This is a genomic window from Rhodococcus sp. NFXS4, from assembly GCF_058139645.1.
In genome coordinates this window covers 3,739,916-3,759,471 of sequence record NZ_CP192221.1, presented here as the reverse complement: position 1 = coordinate 3,759,471, position 19,556 = coordinate 3,739,916, and the positions used below count along the sequence as shown (strand labels likewise).

The following is a 19,556-nucleotide window of genomic DNA, read 5'->3' as shown; positions in this document are numbered from 1 at the left end:
CGAACGAGGAACGACGGTCGGCGGGGAGCGGGAGGATCACGATGACGAACGGTCTCGGGGCACAGCGGGTGGTGTTGCAGGGCAGTAGATGCACTGTGTGCGGCACGGTCGCGTACCCGGCGTCGAGTCTCTGCTCCCGGTGCGTCACGCCCACGGCAGAACCCGTCGACCTGAGTACGTCGGGCACCGTGTGGGCCCACACGGTGCAACGCTTCCCGCCCAAGTCGCCGCCGTACGTGCCACCCGTGGGCGGGTTCACCCCGTTCGCGGTCGGCTGGGTCGAGTTGAGCGAAGGCATCCGGATCGAGGCGATTCTCGACACCGAGAACGTCGACGACCTGCACGGAGCCCTCGTCCACCTCACGGCCGTCGTCCCGGTTCCCCGGTTCGAGGTCGTCGAGGCCGGTCCGTCGTCTGCACCGAGCACAGTGGGAGATACCGCATGAGCGAGTCTGTGGTCATCGTCGGAGTCGGGTTGTCGAAGTTCGGACGCCAACCCGGTGTCAGTGGCCGCGCGATGGCCGTCTCGGCCATCACCGCCGCGCTCGCCGACGCGGGAATCGCCTGGCCGGACGTCGATGTGGCGTTCGGCGGCAGCGACTCCGCCGGCCTCGCCGACACGCTCGTCAGCGAGCTCGGTTTCACCGGACTGCCGTTCACCAACGTGCGGAACGGCTGTGCCACCGGCGGCAGCGCCCTGTTCTCGGCGGTCAACGCCGTACGGGCGGGATCGGCGTCGATCGGCCTGGCCGTGGGCTTCGACAAGCACCCGCGCGGTGCCTTCGATCCCACGCCCGCGGAGTGGGGTCTGTCCGAGGGGTACGGCGAGGCGGGTCTCATGGTGACCACGCAGTTCTTCGGCGCGAAGATCTCCCGGTACATGCGCCAGCACGGCATCACCCCAGACACGCTCGCACGCGTCGCCGAGAAGTCCTACCGCAATGGCGCGCTCAATCCCAATGCGTGGCGCCGCGAACCCATGTCGGCCGAGGCGATCGCCTCCGCGGACATGGTGAACGATCCCCTCACCCGCTACATGTTCTGTTCGCCCGGCGAAGGCGGTGCGGCGGTGATCGTGGCCTCTCCCGAGGTGGCGGAGCGTCTGACGGGCCGGCCGATCCGGTTGCGCGCCATCACACATCGAACCCGGCGATTCGGTTCTTTCGAGGTCTTCAGTCCGTCCGTCCAGGGCGTCGGCGAGCCCACCAGCGTCAGCGCGGATGCTGCCGCGGCCGCCTTCGAACAGGCCGGAATCTCCCCGTCGGATGTCGACGTGGCCCAGCTGCAGGACACCGAGAGCGGCGCCGAACTCATGCACATGGCCGAGTGCGGCTTCTGCGAGCACGGCGAGCAGGAGCAGTGGATCGCCGAGGGAGCCACCGAGATCGGCGGGCGTCTACCCGTCAACACCGACGGTGGGTGCATCGCGAACGGTGAACCGATCGGCGCCTCCGGTCTGCGCCAGGTGCACGAGGTGGTCACCCAGTTGCGCGGCGAGGCCGGCGATCGTCAGGTGCCGGGCGGGCCGTCCATCGGCTTCACCCATGTCTACGGGGCACCGGGCATCAGCGCCTGCACCGTTCTGTCCGTCTGAACCAGTCCGATCCGACCAGCGAGGTCAGTCCATGAGTACCAGCACCGTGTCGTCCGACGTCCGAGCATTCACCGCCGAGGCGACGGCGTGGCTCAGCAGCGTGGCCGCACCGCGGACCAGCACGACGTGGGGCGAGGGCTCCGACTCGGTGGCCGTCTTCGAGAACTGGACGCCCGAGGAGGAACGCCGGCACACGGACGTCATCCGCGACTACGAACGACGGAAGTTCGACGCCGGCTGGGGTCCGCTCGACTGGCCCGCGGAATACGGTGGACGAGATCTCCCGCTGTCCCACGTACTCGCCTTCCGCCGCGCGGAGGACCGGTTCGATGTCCCGCGCCGCACCGAGATGTTCTCCGTGACACAGCAACTGGTGGCACCCACGATCGAGAAATGGGGCACGCCGGATCAGCGCGCAACGTACGTGCGCGCGATGCTGCGCACCGACCTCATGGCCTGCCAACTCTTCTCGGAGACCGAGGCCGGTTCCGACCTCGCTGCGGTCCGTACGCGCGCAGTCCGTGACGACGACGGGTGGGTGCTGAACGGCCACAAGGTCTGGACGTCGGGAGCCACCGTCTCGGACATCGGAGTGGCGGTGTGCCGCACCGATTCCTCGGTCCCGAAGCACAAAGGTCTCACCGTCTTCCTGGTCCCGATGGACGCGGAGGGCGTCACCATCCGCCCCATTCGGCAGATGACGGGCGGCAGCTCGTTCAACGAGGTGTACCTCGAGAACGTGCGGCTGACCGATGCGCACCGTCTCGGGCCGGAGGGACAGGGATGGCAGGTGGCTCTCACCGTGCTGGCGGCCGAACGGCTCGATGGCGGCAACCTCGGATTGGCGAACGCCGACCGGGCCGTGGAACTGGCGCGCAATCTGGGTCGGCCCCTCACCGAGATCGAGCTGGATCAGGTTGCTGATCTCGTTGTGCACAGCCATGTTCAGCGCGTCACCGCCATGCGCGTCGCCGGCGTCGTGGTCTCCGGACGCGATCCCGGCCCCGAGGCGTCCGTCGGCAAACTGCTGGCGACCACCACGATGTCCCGAACATCAGCGGCGGTTCGCCGGATGCTGGGCTCCGATCTGGTGTCCGACACCGGTGAATGGGGCACGTTCGCCTGGACGGAACACGTCCTGGGCGCGCCCGGATACCGCATCGCCGGCGGCACCGACGAGATCCAACACAACATCATCGCCGAGCGCGTTCTCGGCCTTCCCCGAGAGCCGAGGCCGTGACCACCGACGACACGACACACTCCGCACTGCAGCAGCGCGTCGCCGAGAAGCTGGAGGCCGGCGGCCTCGGATCGCTGCGCAGCTTCGATCCACTCCTCGGCGGGCACTCCGGTCTGACCTACCGCGTGCGGACCGACGACGCCGAGTTGGTGGTCAAGGCCGTGCCCGCAGGGCAGCGCCCCGTCGGGCGCCACGACATGCTGCGGCAGGCGACCATCATGCGGGAACTCGCGGGTACGTCGGTGCCGGTGCCCACGATCGTGATGGTCGACGACACCGAGCCCTCCTGGTACGCCATGACATTCGTCCGCGGTGAGTCGCTCGAGCCTGTTCTGGACGATCCGGCCGTCGACCCGGAGCTGGCGGCCGCGCGCATGCGGCGTGCGGCGGCGGTCCTGCCCGAGCTGCACGCGGTCGATCACCGAGCTGTGCCCGACGCCGGTCCCACGCTCTCACCGGGTGACGAACTCGCCCGGTGGGCTCGCACGCTCGGCGCCGTTCCACCGGAACTGGTGGAGGGCGGAGACAGACTGCTGAGCCTTCTCGGTGCCCGCGTCCCGGATGCGGTCTCGTCGACGCTGGTGCACGGTGACTATCGCCTGGGCAATCTGATCGCGGACGGTACCGAGCCGGTCGCGCTCATCGACTGGGAGATCTGGAGTGTGGGCGACCCCCGTGTCGAGCTGGGGTGGTTCCTCGTCTTCGCCGATGGCGACAACTTCCCCGGTGTCGGGCGGTCCGTCCCCGGTCTGCCGAGCGCCGACGAGTTGGTGGAGATCTACGCCGGTGCGGGACGCGACCTGCCCGATCTGCCGTGGTTCGACGCCCTGGGACGACTCAAGATGGCCGCCATCATGGGGCACAACCTGCGTCGTCACCGGGAGGGCCGTCATCACGATCCGGACCAGGAGAAGCTGCCCGCCACCATCTCTCGGCTGATCGACACCGGCACCGCCCTGCTCGCCTGAGCTCCCTCGCCCTCGTATCCACTCGCCCGATCCGTCCTCCAGGAGGCCAACCGTGGACTTCTCCTACAGTGCTCGTACCGACGCGCTGCTCGAGACCCTCGAGACATTCATGACCGACCATGTTCTGCCCGCCGAGAAGGTGTACGACGCGCAGATCGCGGCGAACACGAACAAGCACGAGCAGCCGGCGGTGATGCGCGAACTGCAGGAGACCGCGCGCTCGCAGGGACTGTGGAACCTGTTCATGACGCACGACGGGCTCGGGGCCGGACTCACCAACCTCGAGTACGCCCCTCTCGCCGAGGTGGTCGGGCGCTCGATCATCGGCAACGAGGCCATCAACTGCTCCGCCCCGGACACCGGCAACATGGAGATCCTCGCCATGTTCGGTACCGAGGAGCAGAAGAAGGACTGGCTCGAGCCGTTGCTCGACTGTCGGATCCGGTCCGCGTTCGCCATGACCGAGCCGGCCGTGGCCAGCTCGGACGCCACCAACATCACCTCGACGATCCGGCGCGACGGTGACGAGTACGTGCTCAACGGCCGAAAGTGGTACACCTCCGGCGTTCTCGACCCGGACTGCAAGCTCATCATCTTCATGGGCAAGTCGGATCCGGACGGTCCGACCTACCGTCAGCAGAGCATGATCCTGGTTCCCGCCGACAGTCCCGGCATCGAGGTCCTGCGCGATCTCCCGATGTTCGGTTTTCACGACCGTCTCGGGCACGGCGACGTCCAGTTCACCGATGTCCGAGTGCCGGCCTCGAACATGCTCGGAGCCGAGGGTGACGGTTTCGCCATCGCGCAGGGTCGTCTCGGCCCGGGCCGGATGCACTACGCCATGCGCGCCGTCGGCATGGCCGAGCGCGCTCTGGAGATGATGTGCCGACGCTCCCTCGACCGAGTCGCCTTCGGTGCCCCGCTCGCCGATCGCGGTGTCGTGCGCGAGTGGATCGCGCGCAGCCGCATCGAGATAGACCAGATCCGACTGCTCGTCCTGAAGTCGTCCTGGATGATGGACACCCGCGGTAACGCCTCGGCGCGCTCCGAGGTCGCCGCGATCAAGGTCGCGGCGATGGAGGTGGCGCACAAGGTGGTCGACCGAGCCGTTCAGACGTTCGGAGCGGCCGGCGTCAGCGACGATTTCGTCCTGGCCCGCCTGCACGCCATCACCCGCGCCCTCCAGATCGCAGACGGACCGAGCGAGGTCCATCTCCGGACCATCGCCCGCCTCGAGACGAAGAAGTACCGATGACCGACATGCATTCCCTCACCGGCAGAGTGGCCCTCGTGACCGGTGCGAGCCGCGGACTCGGCCTCGCCATCGCTCGTGGACTGCGCGACGCGGGAGCCACCGTCGTGGTGTCCAGCCGCAAACTCGAGGCGTGCGAGGAGGCAGTCGCCTCACTCGGACCGTCGACGGTGGGCAGCGCTCACGCCCGCGCTCTGCACGTCGGTCGCTGGGACGAGATCGAGCCCGCGGTCGACGCCATCGTCGACGAGTTCGGCTCACTCGACATCGTGGTCAACAACGCCGGCATCGCACCGCTGTCCGAGAACCTCGTCGGAGTGACGGAAGGGCTGTGGGACAAGACCATCGAGGTCAATCTCAAGGGTCCGTTCAGGCTGATGGCGGTGGCCGGAGCGCGGATGGCGGCCGCCGGGCGCGGGTCGATCATCAACATCTCGAGCATCGGCGCCGTACGACCGAGCCCGCCCGAGGCCATGTACGCCGCGGCGAAGAACGGCCTCAATGCGCTGACCATGGCGTTCGCGCAGGAGTACGCGCCGCACGTGCGAGTGAACTGCGTGATGCCCGGGGGATTCGCGACGGACATGGCCGAGCACTGGGACGACGAGTTCGTCGGCAAGATCGTCGACCGGCTGCCGTCGGGACGTCTGGGTCGCCCCGAGGAGATCGCCGGTCTCGTCGTACATCTCGCGAGTGACGCCTCGTCGTACACGACGGGTGCCATCATTCCCGTCGACGGCGGCCGCACCGCGGTCTACTGAGGAGGGCGTGGACGTGACAGAAATGAACGACACCCCGAGCCCTGCCGCCTTGTTCGATCTGACCGGCCGAACAGCGGTGGTGACCGGAGCGTCGTCCGGTCTCGGTCTCGGGTTCGCCCGGACGCTCGCCGCCGCCGGAGCCACGGTGTACGCGGCGGCACGTCGCGCGGATCGTCTGGCCGCGGTGGCGGAGACCGTCCCGGGCCTCGTTCCCGTGCGATGCGACGTGACCTCGGACGAAGACCGTCGAGCGCTGGTGGATCGGTGCCGTGCGGAGACCGGGCGCCTGGACATCCTGATCAACAACGCCGGGATGCCCGGCCCACCGGACGCGGAGCAGGAGACCGCGGAGGGTTTCTCCGCGATCCTCGAGGTGAACCTCCTCGCAGGCTTCCACCTGGCGGTGCACGTCGCCTCGACGACGCCGGACTCCGCCCCGGTATCCATCGTCAACATCTCGTCGGTCGTCGGTCTCGTCTCGACCGCCCCCATCGGCGGTGCGAGTTACGCGGCGTCCAAGGCCGGTGTGCTCGGCCTGACCCGTGAACTCGCCGGGCAGTGGGGACGACGACGGATCCGCGTGAACGCGGTGGTCCCCGGGTGGTTCGACACCGAGATGACCGACGGGCTCTTCGAGAACGAGAAGTCGGCCGGGTGGGTGCGGCGCAACACGATGCTCGGTCGCGGGGGTACTGCGGGCGAGGTGGACGGCGCGGTGCTGTTCCTCGCCTCCGATGCCTCGTCGTACGTCACCGGGCACACCCTGGTGGTCGACGGCGGCTGGACGGCGCGCTGATGCTGGCCGTGCAACTGCTCGAGTGGGGCTCCGCTCCCGAGCTGCGGGACATTCCCGTTCCCGAACCGACGGGCGAGCAGTTGCTGCTCGAAGTCACGGCGGCAGGTCTGTGTCGTAGCGATCTGTCCGTCTGCGATGCGCCGGCCGGACGGTTCGACTACCCGTTGCCGCTCACGCTGGGACACGAGGTGGCCGGACGCGTCGTAGGTGCCGGCCCCGATGCCGACGGGAGCACGGTGGGATCGTCCGTGGTCGTCCACGGCGTGTGGTCCTGCAGGACCTGCCGTAACTGCCGCCGGGGTCGGGAGAACTACTGTCTGGCACTGCGGCCGGTCGACGGCAGGCTCGCCGTGATCGGCAACGGCCTCGGCGCGCCGGGCGGACTGGCCGAGTACATGGTGGTTCCGCACGGCGGGGTGCTGGTCGACACCGGTTCCCTCGCACCGGAACTCGCAGCGCCCCTCGCCGATGCGGGCGCCACCGTGCATCACGCCGTCAGCGGTCAGGCCGACCTCCTCGACTCGAACGCCGTGGTCGTGATCGTCGGTGTCGGCGGTCTCGGTCACCTCGCGGTCCGAATGGCGTCGCTGCTGGGAGCCGGCCACGTGGTGGCCGTCGATCCGCGCGACGCGGCTCGGAGATCCGCGACGACCATGGGCGCCACCGCGGTGTACTCGTCACTGGCCGACGCGGCCTCTGCCACGAGAGATCTCGGGGGCGTCGACGTGGTGTTCGACTTCGTCGGCAGCGACGACACGATGGCCGAGGGGCTGGCCACGCTCGTACCCGGAGGACGCCTCGTCGTGGTGGGGGGCGCCGGAGGGTCCGTGTCGGTGGCCAAGAACCGGGGGATCGCCGCCGGGTGGCAGGTCTCGGCCCCCTTCTGGGGCAGTCGGGCGGATCTGGTGGAGGTGGTGGCGCTCGCGGAGTCCGGGGCGCTGCTGCCCGAGGTGACCACGCGACCTCTCGACGAGGCGATCGATGCCTATGCGCGTCTGCGTGCCGGGGAGGACGCCGGCCGAACCGTGCTCTTGCCCACCACGTCCGACGAGCCCACCCCAGAACGTGATGCCGGAAAGGACCACCGTCAGTGAAGACTCTCGCGCTCGAACTGCGAGACCGCGTCCGGGAACACCCCGACGCGATCGCCGTGATCGACCTGCACGGCACCCATCGACTGGCCGACGTGATGGCTGCCGCCGAACGCGGAGCCGAGCACATGGCACAGCACGACCCCACACCTCCCACGGTGCTGATCCAGGCGGACAACACCTGGCAGACGGTGGCCACCGCACTGTCGGTCGGTCTGCGCGGAGGCGTGGTCGCCGTGCTCAGCCCGCATGCCACAGCATCGGAGTTCGTGCTCGCCGTCGAGGACGTCGACCCCGACATGGTGGTGGCCGACCTTCGCACACTCGAACAGTGGGGGGTGTCCGACCAGGACTTCCCGTCGGGCGACGCGGCGGTCGGTGACCGTCATCTGCGTGCTCGCCGTGGTGATCCGCGAGGTGTGTCGCGCTGGAACGGAGGCAGTGTCATCGCGATGACCTCCGGATCCACCGGTCGCCCGAAGTGCGTCGTCCAGTCCGAGGACGCACTGCGCTACGCCTGTTCGTGCACGAGGGACGCCGTGGGTCTGCGGCCGGGCGACGCGGTGGGCGCCTTCGTCCCCCTGTCCTCCGTCGCCGCAGCATGTTTCGGGATGTATCTGCCGCTGTTCGTGGGCGGACCGATGGTGTCGATCGGCAAGTGGTCACCGGCGGCCGCACTCGACGCGATGGCCGCCCACGACGTCCGCTGGACGATGCTGGTGCCGACGATGGCGCTGCAGCTGTCCCTCGTCGAGAACGGGGCCGGTCGACTCGCGGGGATGCGGGCGATGACGGTCGGCGGCGGGCCCATGAACGCGTCGGCTCTCGAACGGGCCGAGCAGTTCCTGGGAACGACGTTCCTCCGGGTGTTCGGCATGTCGGAGTGCCTCGGTCACACGACCGCGACCCCGTACGACGATCCTCGACTTCGCCTCGGTACGGACGGACGGCCGTTCCCCGGCACGATAGTGCGGGCCGTGAACGGTGCGGGGGAGGACGTGGGCACCGGGGAGATCGGTGACGCGCAGGTCCGCGGACCCTCGATGTTCGTCGGGTACGCACGGGGAGGACAGGTCGCGGCACCGACACTGACCGACGACGGATACCTGCCGACCGGTGACCTCGTCGAGGTGGCGACCGACGGCACCATCACCGTGATGGGCAGGCAGAAGCAGATCATCATCCGTGGTGGTCGCAACATCGACATCAACGAGGTCGAGGCGGCGGTGGCCGGCGTCCCCGGCATCGTGCAGGTCTGCGTGGTGCCGATCCCGGACGAGCTGCTGTCCGAGCGCGCCGGAGCCCTCGTGGTGACCGACGGACGCGCTCTCGGTCTGGCCGAGGTGACGGACGGATTGTCCCGTCGCGGCGTGCCACGACACAACTGGCCGGAGTACGTCTTCGCTGTGGACGATCTGCCGCAGAACCGTGTCGGGAAGCTCTCTCGACCCGATGCCGTGCGGATGGCAGCGCGTCTCGCCGGTGTTCCCGATCCGAATTCACCTCGGGACGAGTAACATGAGCACGATGCTGACACGTTGCGGGGAGGCCGGAGGCCGGCCGGGCCAGTCTTCGAGGGTGCCGCGATGAGCGTCGGAACGACGGCACGCCGCGAGAGCCCGCGCTCCAAGCGGTCTCGTATTCTCACCGTCGCCATCGAGCAGTTCGGCAGGGTGGGCTACGACCACACCAAGTGGGCGTCGGTGGCGGACGAGGTCGGAATAGGCCAGACCGCGCTCTACCACTACTTCGAATCCAAAGCGCACTGTCTGCTCACCATCATGCGTCTGGAGCTGGCGGATTCCGTCGAGCGCTTCGACGCGGCCACGGCCGACCGGAGCGACCCGGAGGCGGCGCTGCGAGCCGCCGTCGCGGGAGCTCTCCAGGCCTCGCCGCTGGACGCTCTGCAGCGCCGGATCCTGCAGAACCACATGGACCTTCTGGCGACGGAGCGGCAGTCGGGGAAGGAGGAGGCCGAGCGTCTCCAGTCCCGAGAGCTGGTCCAGGAGATCGAGCGTCGGTGGACGAGATTGATCGCCAGTGGCATGGACGACGGGGTCTTCGCCGAGGGAGATCCGAAGACGGTGGGACGCCTGGTCCTCGCCCTCGTCATCAGCGTGTGGCGGTGGTACCGGCCGAACGGCCCCGCCACCCTCGACGAGATCGCCGAGACCGTCACCACCGCGGTGCTCAAGATGGTGCGCCCCTGACCGCTGGGCGCTGAGCCCGGCTCGGTCATTCGTGTCGATCACGTCCACCCATACCAAACCGAATTCATGTTGACCACACCCTGGAGGAAATCATGTTCGATCTGATGGTTCTCGCCGCCCGTCCGAACGACTGGACGCACGAGCAGTTCATGACGTGGTGGCGCGGTGAGCACGCGGAGGTGACCTACCCGCTCCCGGGCCTGCTGCGGTGGCAGCACATCGACATCGTCCACTCGATAGACGAGCGCAGCGCCGGGTGGGACGGACTGTCCATTCTGAGCTTCGCCTCGCGCGACGATCTCGAGACCGCGCTCGCCAGTCCGGAGTGGAAGGTCGCCGTCGAGCACGTCGGAACCATGCGTGGGCGACGGATGATCTGGTACGGCGACGAGCGGACCATGGTCGCCGACACGTCGTCCGCCTCGTGACCGCCCGGTGGTCCGATCCGGGATCCGTTCGGATCGCGGACGGCATCCACCGGGTGCCACTGCAGATGCCGTCCGACGGACTTCGTGCCATCAACGTCTATGCCCTGGAGACCGACAGGGGCCTGGCGCTGATCGACGGCGGATGGCGACGGCCGGGTACGTACGACGAGTTCTCCACCGCGCTGGCCGAATTCGGTTGCCGACCGGAGGATGTACACGACGTGTTCGTCACTCACGTCCACCGTGACCACTACACCTTCGCCGTCGACCTCCGCCGTCGACACGGCTGCCGCATCCACCTCGGGTCGGCCGAGGCGCCGGGGATCGTCGCCATCGGGGAGCTTGCCTCCAACATGCCGACATCGTCACTGCGTGAGCTGGAACGGGCCGGCGCCGACGACATCGCGCGAGCGGTTCGCCTGGACACCAGCGACGAGGACTTCGACTCGGACGACTGGGAGCCGCCGGACGCGTGGCTCACCGAGGGCGCCCTCGACATCCCCGGACACCGGTTGACCGCGGTGCACACGCCCGGCCACACCAAGGGCCACATGGTGTTCCACGATCTCGACCGCGACATCAGCTACACGGGCGACCACGTTCTGCCGACCATCACCCCGTCGATCGGATTCGAACTCGGTGAGTGGGACCTGCCCCTGGGGCACTACCTGCAGTCGCTGGAGATGATGCTCGACGATCGGGATCGCACCGTGCTGCCCGCCCACGGGGACACCGGTGTCGGTCTGCACGCGCGCGTGCGCGAACTCCTCGATCACCACGCCCGCCGCTTGGCGGCGACCCGGGCGGTCGTCGCCGACCTGACCCGGGCGACCGGCCTCGATGTCGCCGAACGCCTTCCGTGGACCCGTCGTGATCGCCCGTTCGCGGATCTCGGAACGTTCGATCGCATGGTCGCGGTCTGCGAGACCCTGGCCCACCTCGATCTGGACGTCCACCGGGGCGTGCTGCGTGTGGAGAACCAGGACGGCGTCGACGTGTTCAGCGTCGCCTGAGACTCAGGCGGCGGTCCACCCGCCGTCGACGTACAGCTCGGTACCGGTCACGAAGCGTGCATCGTCACCGGCCAGGAACGCCACCGCGGCAGCGACTTCCACGCCGGAACCCAGTCGTCCCATCGGCGTGCCGGCCAGCATGGCCTCGTGGCGCGGTGTGCCCTCGTAGCGCGCGAGCAGTGGCGGGGTCGCGATGAAACCGGGGTGGATCGAGTTGACCCGCACCCCGAGGCGGGCCCAGTGCAGCGCCGCGTTCTTCGTCATGGTCCGCACGGCACCCTTCGCCGCGGCGTAGGCGATGCTGTTGCCCAGTCCGCCGACGCTGCCGAGGATGGAGCAGATGTTGACCACAGATCCGCCGCCGGTCCGCTCGATCAGGGCGCCGGCGTGCTTCATCCCCAGCCACGTACCGGTCTGACTCACCTCGACGACGCGGCGATACTGCTCCACCGTCTCGTCGACGACGGTGGCGAGCGATCCGATCGCACCGTTGTTGACGACGGCGTCGAGCGTGCCGTGACGGTCCTCCACGAGGGCGAGGGTCGCCGCCCACTGCTCCTCGTCGGTGATGTCCAGCGCGCACGCCAGATGCGAGTCGGGGCGTTCCAGCGCGTGCACCGCTGCGTCGCAGGCGCTCTGGTCGACATCGGTGACGATCACGCTGGCTCCCTCGGACGCCAGCCTCGTCACGATGTCGACACCGATCCCGCCGGTCGCGCCGGTCACGAGGATCACCTTGTCGGTCAGACGGGTACTGCCTTCGGGCATGGTGTGCCTTTCAGAGCTTGCTGAGGACGTTGCGACCGCCGACGAGCATGGCGATCGCGACTCCCGTGGTGGTCACCGCGGTCATGAGCAGCGCCATCGCCGCGACGAGCGGGTACGAGCCGTTCTGCCACATGTCGTAGAGCAGGGTGCCCATGACCTGGGTCGTCGAGGCGCGGACGAGCAGCGAGGCGGCGAACTCGTGAGTCAGAAGGATGAACATCAGGGCGACGGCGCCGAAGATGGCTCCTCGCATGAGTGGCAACAGAATCCGAAGATTGGTCACCACGGGCGAGGCGCCGCTGGTGGCCGAGGCCTCGGTGTAGGTGTTGCCCAGCGCGAGCATCGCCGTCATCTGCAGTCGCACCGAGAACGGCAACATCAGCACGATGTAGACGAGCACGATCACCGTGCGAGTGCCGTAGAGGATCAACGGAGGTTCGGTGTACGTGAGCAGGAACCCCACACCGAAGATGACCGCGGGGATACCCAGTGGCAGGGCGGTGATGAAGTCGCCGATCATGCCCAGGACGCGGAAGCGACGACCGCGGACCAACAGGTTGGCCATGACGTACCCGATGGGGATGCACACGGCCACCGCGGCGAGGGACGTGAGGATGCTGGTGAGTACGGACGAGACGATCGCGTCGTCGGAGATGAGGGCCCGGAAGTTGTCCAGCGTCAACAGATCCAGGGTCAGGGTGTCCGACCAGTACGGGGTCAGCGACACGATGACGAGTCCGACGATGGGGATCAGCAGCGCGAACAGGGCGTACACACTGATGGTGACGGCCGCCCACGTTCCGCGGCCCGAGGGTGCGGAGAACGCCTTGCCGCCGTGAGTGACGAACCGGCTCTGATTGCCCAGCAACATCTTCTGCACCAGAACCAGCGCCAGTCCGAACAGGACCAGGGGTGAACCGGCAGCTGCGGCGGCCGCGAAGTCGGACGGTGATTCCGACACCCGCCGGTACATCTCGGTGGTGAGGACCTTCACTCCGCTGTTCTGACCCAACAGAAGTGGTCCGGTGAACTGGCCGAGCCCGAGGAGGAACGCGATACCACCGCCGTAGATGAGCGACGGACGGAGCAGGGGGAGAACGATACGGAAGAACACACCCATCGAGGACGATCCGCTGATCCGAGCGGCCTCGAGGTGCTCCGAACTGATGTTGTCCATCCCCGAGGACACGAAGAGATAGACGAACGACGTCAGACCGAATCCGGTCAGGATGACGATCCACGGCACCGTGTAGACGTCCACGGGGCCGCTCTCGAGATCGCTCCACCAGGGCAGCGCGCGCAGTACGACATTGAGGTAGCCGGGTCCCGGTGACAGCAGGAAGGCCCAGCCGACGATGTTGGCGACCGCGGGAAGCACGATGGGCAGGATGGGAATCATCTTGAGGAACCCGAGTCGCGCCGGAAGGCGGCTCGCGGCGTAGGCGAGCAGGGTGCCGAGAACGAGCGCGATGACAAGCGATCCCAGCGCCAGAATCACTGTCGTCCACAGTGTCTGGGCGATGTCGAACCGTCCGTACTGGCTGCGGTAACCCCGCGCTCCGTCCTCGAACGCGAGCATCTGCAGACGCACCATGGGGAGGACGACCAGATAGGCGAGAACGGCGAGAAGAATGCCGTAACCGAGCCGGGCACGCCAGGGGCCGGTCAGCCGTGACCGTCGTCCCGCCGGCGGCGGCGTCGTGTCGGTGTCGGGGGGTGTGAGGGTGGCGGTCACGATGCGCTCCCCACTGCTGCGGCGACGGGTGCGGTGTCCGCGGCTGTCGCGGTGGAGGGCGCCGAGGGGAACACCCGCAGCGCTGCGGGGGAGAAGGAGACGACCACGGCGTCACCCGGCTCGGCCGAACGCAGCGCGAGGCCGTGCTCGGCGGCCGACGCACGCAGGGTGAGTGTCTCGGCGCCGGACCGCACGGTCACATCGAAGTGCCGACCTCCGTACTCGTGATCGACGAGGGCGGCGTGCAGTCCGACGTGGCCGGGCGGAACCTCGGCCATGCTGCGGTGCAGGAGCAGGTCGTCCGGACGCAGCCGTGCGACCGCGGAATCGCCCTCGTCGGCACGATCGCGGACCACCGAGTCGCGGAGATCGATCGCGTCACCCGCGGAGGTCTGCCAGCCGTCGTGCGCCCTGCGCAGTTCGAGCTTGTTGGCCATGCCGATGAATGCCGCGACGTAGTCCGAGCCGGGGTTCTCGAACACGCTCGACGGCGTGTCGAGCTGCTCGATGCGACCCGATTTCATGATGGCCAGACGATCGCCCAGTGCGAATGCCTCGGACTGGTCGTGGGTCACGAACACGGCGGTGAACCCGAGTTCGCGGTGCAGGCGGTGGATCTGGGACCGGACCTGATCGCGCAGCCGGGCATCGAGGTTGCTGAGCGGCTCGTCGAAGAGGATGAGGTCCGGACGCGCGACCAGCCCGCGGGCGACCGCCACGCGCTGCTGTTGGCCACCACTGAGTTGCGACGGATACCGGTCGAGCAGTGCGCCGCAGTCCACCATGTCGGCCGCTGCCTCGACGGCTCCCGGTCCGAAGGACTTGGTGAGTCCGCGGACGTCGAGGGGGTACTTGATGTTGCGGCGCACCGTCATGTGCGGCCACAGGGCGTAGGACTGAAAAACCATGCCGATGTTGCGCTTGTGCGCGGGGACGTCGACTCGCTGGTCCGCGTCGAAGACCGTCCTGTCCTTGAACGAGATACGCCCGCCCTGGGGCGTCTCGAGCCCCGCGAGGCACCGCAGCGTGGTGGTCTTTCCACAGCCACTCGGGCCGAGAAGAACCAGGAACTCGCCCTGCTCGATGTCGATGTCGAGACCGTCCACGACCTTCGTGCTGCCGTACGTCTTGGTCAGTCCGGAAATGGTGAAGCGATCGGTCATCTCATGCCTTCTGTCCAGAGGTGTGTGTGGGTGTTCGCGCGCCGGCCGCCAGACCACCGTCGACGACGAGGTCGGTTCCTGTGATGTAGCTGCTCTCGGATCCGGCGAGGAACACGACGGCGTCCGCGACGTCGCCGGTGGTGCCCCGCCGCTGCATCGGAATGGTGCGCACATAGCCGGCGACATCGTGGTCGGCGAAGTCCTCGCTACCGGTGATGTCGGTGTCGATGCTTCCGGGGCACACCGAGTTGACTCGGATCCCCCGCTCGGCGAGCTCGAGCGCAGCCACTCGGGTGAGGGCCCGCACCCCGAACTTCGAGGCGCCGTAGGCGCCGAGCTTCGCTGTCGCGAGGATTCCGCGCAGGGACGACACCGTGATCACGGAACCGCCGGACTTGACGGCGGTGCTCGCCGTCCTGAGGGCGAGGAAGGTGCCGACCAGGTTGATGTCGAGCATGCGGCGGAAGTCGGCCAGTGAGGTGTCGGCGATGTCGCCGCGGTGCGCCGCCCCGGCGTTGGCCACCAGCACGTCGAGGCCTCCACCGTCCGCTTCGATTCTCTGCACGCACGCGTCCCACTCGGCTTCCGACGCCACGTCCAGATGCAGGTAGCGAACCGACGGTCCGAGGGTGTCGGCGACCGCGCGACCACCCTCGTCGTCCACGTCCGTGACGTACACGGTCGCTCCGAGAGAGGCGAAGCGCGCGGCACATGCCGCACCGATGCCGCGCGCGGCGCCGGTGACGAGCACACGGGAGCCGTGTGAAGGCGCTGTCCGAGCGTCCATGATCACCTCCCTGGATGACGAGTTCGGATGGTCGAGAGCGGTCGCGTCCCCGTCACTGGAAGAGCTGCGACCATTCCTGCGAGTACCGGTCGACGTTCTCGGGGGTCAGATCGGCGGGATCGGGCGAGGCGATGTTCTGTGCCCGCTCGACGGCGCCCGGAACATCCGGCAGCGCGGCGGCGTAGCCACCGTTCAGCGCGGCCTGTCCCTCGGCGGTCACCATGAAGTCCGCCAGGACCTGAGCCGCGTTCGGATGCGGCGCCGCACTCAGGACCTCGGTGTACCACGGTGTGCCCCAGGGGTTCTCCGGCAGCACCCAGTCGACGGGAGCGCCCGCGTCGACCTCGGTGACGAGCGGCTGGACGCTGGGCGAGACCACCACTTCACCCGACGTCAGGGCCTGCGCGACCGCCAGTGCGCTCGGGTAGACACGCGGCTGCAGTTCGGCCAGCTTGTTCCAGTAGTCCTCGCCGTAGTTCTCGGCGTAGTGCCGATACAGGTCGACGTACGACGCGATGCCCGTCGGATTGACGATGCCGATGCGGCCGCGGTAGGCCGGGTCCAGAATGTCCTGCGGGGTCTCGAGACCGTCGGGCACCGCGGCGGTGTTCCACCCGAGGCCGAAGACAGCGGCGGACGAGAGGAAGAAGCGGTCGTTCTTCACGCTGGCCGCGCGGTCGTAGTCGGGTGCGTCGAAGTCGGGACCCACGATCTCGGTGGAGAAGGTGCCGGACTCGGACGCGCTGGCGATCCACGACGCGTCGGTCACCATGTGGACGTCGGCAATGCCTGTACCCGTGCGGTTCTCGGTCTCGACACGGGGATTGATCTCGGAATCCGTTCCGCGCACGAAGTCCATGGAGATCTCCGGGTACTTCTGCGTGAACGCGGCCTTCAGCGCGTCGAGGTTCGCAGGCTTCTGGCTGGAGTAGAGCATCACGCTGCCCTCCGTCTTCGCCGCGGCGACGACGTCGTCCCAACTGCCCTCGACGGGCCCGGACGGGGTGGTGCTGCCGCCGCACGCTGTGAGCGCGAACGCCGACGCTGCCATGGCAACGGTGGCGATGGCTCGGGGAATCCTCCGCATGGTCAGACCTCTCTCGGACTCACAGGGCCGCTCGGCTGTCGGTGCGAGTGGACTTCCTGAACTGATGTCAGTTTGAAAGTAGTATGACGTCCTTGTGATGTCAATCACGCAGGTGAGGGCAGTGCGACGACGGGCACGACGGGGTCGCCGGGCCCGCGCCCATCTCCGCGCGCCGCGATCCGGGGTTGCGAGGTTGTCGCAGTCGCGATCGGCGAGCTCTCGAGCGGGCAGGGCGTTCTCTTACTCGACTGCCGTCGCGGTCCAGGTCGCGTAGGCGGTGTGTGCTCCCCGGGTGGCCCGAGCGCGGTCGTCGCCGATACCGACGAGCTGGGCGACAGCCATGGGCGCGAGGACGCTCGCGACTGGGTCGCTGTGATCGGCGAAGTGGCCCGCCGCTTCGAGTGAGACGAACCCGTGTACCAGGCTCCACAACTGGGCGGCGATCTGTTCCGCGTCGTCGATGTCGACGCGACCGGCCGTCACCAGTCGGTGGCAGCTGCGTACCAGAACGGCGTAGGCCTCGCGGAAATGCTGTTGTGGCACAGGGGGAGCGGACGCGCGGTAGGTTCCGCGCGGCGAGAGTCCGAACATCAGGTCGTAGAGGTGCGGATTGCGCTGCGCGAAACCTCTGGCTCCCAGGGCCATGGCGAAGAGCTGCACACCGGGGTCGTCGTTCGACGCGGCCGCGTCCTCGAGAGTCCCTGTCAGCGTCGCGTATCCCCGCACCACGACAGCGTCGAGCAGCCCGCCCACGTTCCCGAAGTGGTGGTAGACCGTGATCGTCGAGGAGCCTGCCCTGTCGCTGATGCGACGGACCTTCATCTCGGCAGGGCCTTCCTCTGCCAGGACAGCGACGGCGGCGTCGACGAGGCGCTCGCGGGTGGATCCGTCGTCCGCCGTGCGGTCGGTGTCTCGTCGAGCGGCCATGACGTCATGGTCCCACGATGACGTCCGGATGCGACGAGCCCGCCGCGCCTGCTATAACTTTGTTATGACGTTCCTCGCCGCGGTGCCGGCCCTCCGCTCGCGCAAGATGGCCGCCCTGGTGACGCTGTGCTGCGCGGTGTTCGTGGTCAACGTGTCCACCACGATCGTCAACATCGCGCTGCCCACCCTCGTCGAGGACCTGGGGGCGTCCACGCGCGATCTGCTGTGGGTGGTCGATGCCTTCAATCTGGCATTCGCTGCGTTGGTGCTGGCCGGGGGATCGCTCAGCGACCGGTTCGGTCGCCGTCCCTTCCTCGTGGGCGGGCTCGTGCTCTTCGCGGTCGCATCGGTGGGTGGGGCGTGGAGTGGTGAGCCCGCCCAGCTGATCGCGTGGCGGGCGCTGGCCGGTGTCGCGGCTGCCGTGGTGTACCCGGTGACGCTGTCGATTCTGACCAACGTGTTCCAGGAGCGGTCCGAACGCGTCATGGCCATCGGACTGTGGGGCGCGGCGACCGGCGTCTCGGTCGCGGTCGGACCCGTGGTGGGTGGGGCGTTGATCGAACATTTCTGGTGGGGATCGATCTTCGTCTTCAACGGCCTCGCTGCTGTCGCAACCATCGCTCTCGCAGTGCGTTTCGTGCCGAACTCCCGTGATCCGTCGACCCCGCCGCTGGACAAGTCGGGCTTGCTTCTGTCCGTGCTGGCCCTGGGGTCACTGGTGCACGCCATCATCGAAGGCCCCGACCGCGGGTGGTCCTCGGCGTCGACGGCGCTCGGATTCGGTGTGGCCGCCGCGTTGCTGGTCACCTTCGTTCTCCGGGAGTCGCGCGCTCGCCACCCGATGCTGGACGTGCGGCTGTTCACGAACATGCGCTTCACGGCTGCCAGTGGGGCGGTCACCAGTGCGTTCTTCGCGCTGTTCGGGTTCATCTTCCTCGTCACCCAGTACTTCCAGTCCGTGCGCGGCTTCGGTGCCCTCGAGACCGGCGTGCGCATGCTGCCCGTCGCGGGATCGCTGGCAGTGTTCTCGCTGGTGGGTCCCCGCCTGGCGGTACTGGTCGGTTCCAAGATCGTGGTGGCCGCCGGCCTGGCATCGTTGACGGCTGCGTTCCTGTGGATCTCGCAGATCGACACGGGCACGTCCTATCTGCAGATCGCGGGTCAGATGGTGCTGCTGGGCGCAGGCCTGGGTCTGACGAGTGCCCCTGCGACGGAGGCGATCATGGGAGTCGTTCCGACCGACAAGGCCGGGATGGGATCAGCGGTCAACGATGCCACCCGCGAGCTCGGCGGAACACTCGGTGTCGCCGTGATCGGGTCGGTCGCTCTGTCGGTGTACCGGGACGGTCTGAACACGACGCAGTTGCCGACCGTCCTGATGGAACCCGCGCAGGAGTCGGTGGGCGCCGCGCTCGAAGCCGCACGCCAGGCGGCGGACTCGCTGGGTGCCACCGGGGCACTGCTCGGGTCGCAACTGTCCGATCTCGCACGCGAACGCTTCGTCGACGGCTTCACCACCGGCAGTCTCGTCGCCGGGATGGTCACCGCCGTGGCCGGTGTGTTGACGCTGGTCTTTCTCCCCTCGCATCCCCTCCCTCCGCATTCCGACGACGAGTCCCACGCCCACCGGCCGTGCCGTTCTCGTCGATGCGCGGATCGCGTTGGCAGCGGCCGAGCGCGTTCTGCGAACCGGACACGCTGCGGCACAAGGTGATGCGGGTCGGCTACGCCTGGGG

19 protein-coding genes are annotated in these 19,556 nt (G+C 68.2%); 13 read left to right on the top strand and 6 right to left on the bottom strand.

Annotated features, from left to right (window positions below; translation table 11 throughout):
* Positions 1-41 precede the first annotated feature (41 nt).
* From J4E04_RS17720 to J4E04_RS17665, 12 genes are all read left to right on the top strand, one after another.
* Entirely contained in the window at positions 42-446 is a 405-nt protein-coding gene (locus J4E04_RS17720) for a Zn-ribbon domain-containing OB-fold protein (RefSeq protein ID WP_490149154.1), read from the top strand.
* Positions 443-1,594: a thiolase family protein gene (locus tag J4E04_RS17715; protein ID WP_027504433.1), complete on the top strand. Its 1,152-nt coding sequence runs from the start codon at positions 443-445 to the stop codon at positions 1,592-1,594. The genes J4E04_RS17720 and J4E04_RS17715 overlap by 4 nt, the downstream gene beginning before the upstream one ends.
* A 31-nt stretch (positions 1,595-1,625) precedes the next feature.
* Positions 1,626-2,834: an acyl-CoA dehydrogenase family protein gene (locus J4E04_RS17710; RefSeq protein ID WP_027504432.1), complete on the top strand. Its 1,209-nt coding sequence runs from the start codon at positions 1,626-1,628 to the stop codon at positions 2,832-2,834.
* Positions 2,831-3,802, top strand: coding sequence for a phosphotransferase family protein (locus tag J4E04_RS17705; protein ID WP_037184065.1), 972 nt, complete (start codon positions 2,831-2,833; stop codon positions 3,800-3,802). The genes J4E04_RS17710 and J4E04_RS17705 overlap by 4 nt, the downstream gene beginning before the upstream one ends.
* A 52-nt stretch (positions 3,803-3,854) precedes the next feature.
* Positions 3,855-5,057 (top strand): acyl-CoA dehydrogenase family protein, encoded by a 1,203-nt coding sequence (locus J4E04_RS17700; RefSeq protein ID WP_042575773.1) that lies wholly within the window; start codon positions 3,855-3,857, stop codon positions 5,055-5,057.
* Complete coding sequence (locus tag J4E04_RS17695) at positions 5,054-5,815, top strand: SDR family NAD(P)-dependent oxidoreductase (RefSeq protein ID WP_374198308.1); 762 nt, start codon at positions 5,054-5,056, stop codon at positions 5,813-5,815. Before J4E04_RS17700 ends, J4E04_RS17695 begins: the two co-directional genes overlap by 4 nt.
* Positions 5,816-5,837: 22 nt before the next feature.
* Complete coding sequence (locus J4E04_RS17690) at positions 5,838-6,611, top strand: SDR family oxidoreductase (RefSeq protein WP_027504428.1); 774 nt, start codon at positions 5,838-5,840, stop codon at positions 6,609-6,611.
* A complete protein-coding gene (locus tag J4E04_RS17685) occupies positions 6,611-7,705 on the top strand; it encodes an alcohol dehydrogenase catalytic domain-containing protein (protein ID WP_490149153.1) in 1,095 nt (364 codons plus the stop codon). Before J4E04_RS17690 ends, J4E04_RS17685 begins: the two co-directional genes overlap by 1 nt.
* Complete coding sequence (locus J4E04_RS17680) at positions 7,702-9,219, top strand: class I adenylate-forming enzyme family protein (RefSeq protein WP_490149152.1); 1,518 nt, start codon at positions 7,702-7,704, stop codon at positions 9,217-9,219. The genes J4E04_RS17685 and J4E04_RS17680 overlap by 4 nt, the downstream gene beginning before the upstream one ends.
* A 69-nt stretch (positions 9,220-9,288) precedes the next feature.
* Positions 9,289-9,912, top strand: coding sequence for a TetR/AcrR family transcriptional regulator (locus J4E04_RS17675; RefSeq protein WP_027504426.1), 624 nt, complete (start codon positions 9,289-9,291; stop codon positions 9,910-9,912).
* A 92-nt stretch (positions 9,913-10,004) separates the two neighbouring features.
* Positions 10,005-10,340 (top strand): EthD family reductase, encoded by a 336-nt coding sequence (locus J4E04_RS17670; protein WP_490149151.1) that lies wholly within the window; start codon positions 10,005-10,007, stop codon positions 10,338-10,340.
* Entirely contained in the window at positions 10,337-11,353 is a 1,017-nt protein-coding gene (locus J4E04_RS17665; RefSeq protein ID WP_490149150.1) for an MBL fold metallo-hydrolase, read from the top strand. Before J4E04_RS17670 ends, J4E04_RS17665 begins: the two co-directional genes overlap by 4 nt.
* Before the next feature lie 3 nt (positions 11,354-11,356).
* Here the strand turns inward: J4E04_RS17665 and J4E04_RS17660 are convergent, their stop codons facing one another.
* The 6 genes from J4E04_RS17660 to J4E04_RS17635 form a co-directional block, all read right to left on the bottom strand.
* A complete protein-coding gene (locus J4E04_RS17660; protein ID WP_490149149.1) occupies positions 11,357-12,121 on the bottom strand; it encodes an SDR family NAD(P)-dependent oxidoreductase in 765 nt (254 codons plus the stop codon).
* 10 nt (positions 12,122-12,131) lie between these two features.
* Positions 12,132-13,790 (bottom strand): ABC transporter permease, encoded by a 1,659-nt coding sequence (locus J4E04_RS17655; protein ID WP_027504422.1) that lies wholly within the window; start codon positions 13,788-13,790, stop codon positions 12,132-12,134.
* 62 nt (positions 13,791-13,852) lie between these two features.
* A complete protein-coding gene (locus J4E04_RS17650; RefSeq protein ID WP_222639902.1) occupies positions 13,853-15,019 on the bottom strand; it encodes an ABC transporter ATP-binding protein in 1,167 nt (388 codons plus the stop codon).
* Between the two features lies 1 nt (position 15,020).
* Positions 15,021-15,806, bottom strand: a complete 786-nt coding sequence (locus tag J4E04_RS17645) for an SDR family NAD(P)-dependent oxidoreductase (protein ID WP_027504420.1) — start codon at positions 15,804-15,806, stop codon at positions 15,021-15,023.
* A 52-nt stretch (positions 15,807-15,858) separates the two neighbouring features.
* Positions 15,859-16,893 carry an ABC transporter substrate-binding protein gene (locus J4E04_RS17640; protein WP_027504419.1) on the bottom strand — a complete coding sequence of 345 codons (1,035 nt, stop codon included), beginning with the start codon at positions 16,891-16,893 and terminating at the stop codon, positions 15,859-15,861.
* 240 nt (positions 16,894-17,133) lie between these two features.
* Positions 17,134-17,820, bottom strand: coding sequence for a TetR/AcrR family transcriptional regulator (locus tag J4E04_RS17635; protein WP_490149148.1), 687 nt, complete (start codon positions 17,818-17,820; stop codon positions 17,134-17,136).
* Positions 17,821-17,884: 64 nt separating this feature from the next.
* On the opposite strand from J4E04_RS17635, the gene J4E04_RS17630 reads away from it, so the two are divergent.
* Positions 17,885-19,534: an MFS transporter gene (locus tag J4E04_RS17630; protein ID WP_490149147.1), complete on the top strand. Its 1,650-nt coding sequence runs from the start codon at positions 17,885-17,887 to the stop codon at positions 19,532-19,534.
* The last annotated feature ends 22 nt before the right edge of the window (positions 19,535-19,556 follow it).

Coding starts and splice junctions, on each gene's coding strand:
- J4E04_RS17695 (WP_374198308.1), top strand. CDS start 5,054: ATGACCGACATGCATTCCCTCACCGGCAGAGTGGCCCTCGTGACCGGT.
- J4E04_RS17675 (WP_027504426.1), top strand. CDS start 9,289: ATGAGCGTCGGAACGACGGCACGCCGCGAGAGCCCGCGCTCCAAGCGG.
- J4E04_RS17630 (WP_490149147.1), top strand. CDS start 17,885: ATGACGTTCCTCGCCGCGGTGCCGGCCCTCCGCTCGCGCAAGATGGCC.
- J4E04_RS17715 (WP_027504433.1), top strand. CDS start 443: ATGAGCGAGTCTGTGGTCATCGTCGGAGTCGGGTTGTCGAAGTTCGGA.
- J4E04_RS17670 (WP_490149151.1), top strand. CDS start 10,005: ATGTTCGATCTGATGGTTCTCGCCGCCCGTCCGAACGACTGGACGCAC.
- J4E04_RS17690 (WP_027504428.1), top strand. CDS start 5,838: ATGAACGACACCCCGAGCCCTGCCGCCTTGTTCGATCTGACCGGCCGA.
- J4E04_RS17645 (WP_027504420.1), bottom strand. CDS start 15,806: ATGGACGCTCGGACAGCGCCTTCACACGGCTCCCGTGTGCTCGTCACC.
- J4E04_RS17710 (WP_027504432.1), top strand. CDS start 1,626: ATGAGTACCAGCACCGTGTCGTCCGACGTCCGAGCATTCACCGCCGAG.
- J4E04_RS17650 (WP_222639902.1), bottom strand. CDS start 15,019: ATGACCGATCGCTTCACCATTTCCGGACTGACCAAGACGTACGGCAGC.
- J4E04_RS17720 (WP_490149154.1), top strand. CDS start 42: ATGACGAACGGTCTCGGGGCACAGCGGGTGGTGTTGCAGGGCAGTAGA.
- J4E04_RS17640 (WP_027504419.1), bottom strand. CDS start 16,893: ATGCGGAGGATTCCCCGAGCCATCGCCACCGTTGCCATGGCAGCGTCG.
- J4E04_RS17685 (WP_490149153.1), top strand. CDS start 6,611: ATGCTGGCCGTGCAACTGCTCGAGTGGGGCTCCGCTCCCGAGCTGCGG.
- J4E04_RS17660 (WP_490149149.1), bottom strand. CDS start 12,121: ATGCCCGAAGGCAGTACCCGTCTGACCGACAAGGTGATCCTCGTGACC.
- J4E04_RS17635 (WP_490149148.1), bottom strand. CDS start 17,820: ATGGCCGCTCGACGAGACACCGACCGCACGGCGGACGACGGATCCACC.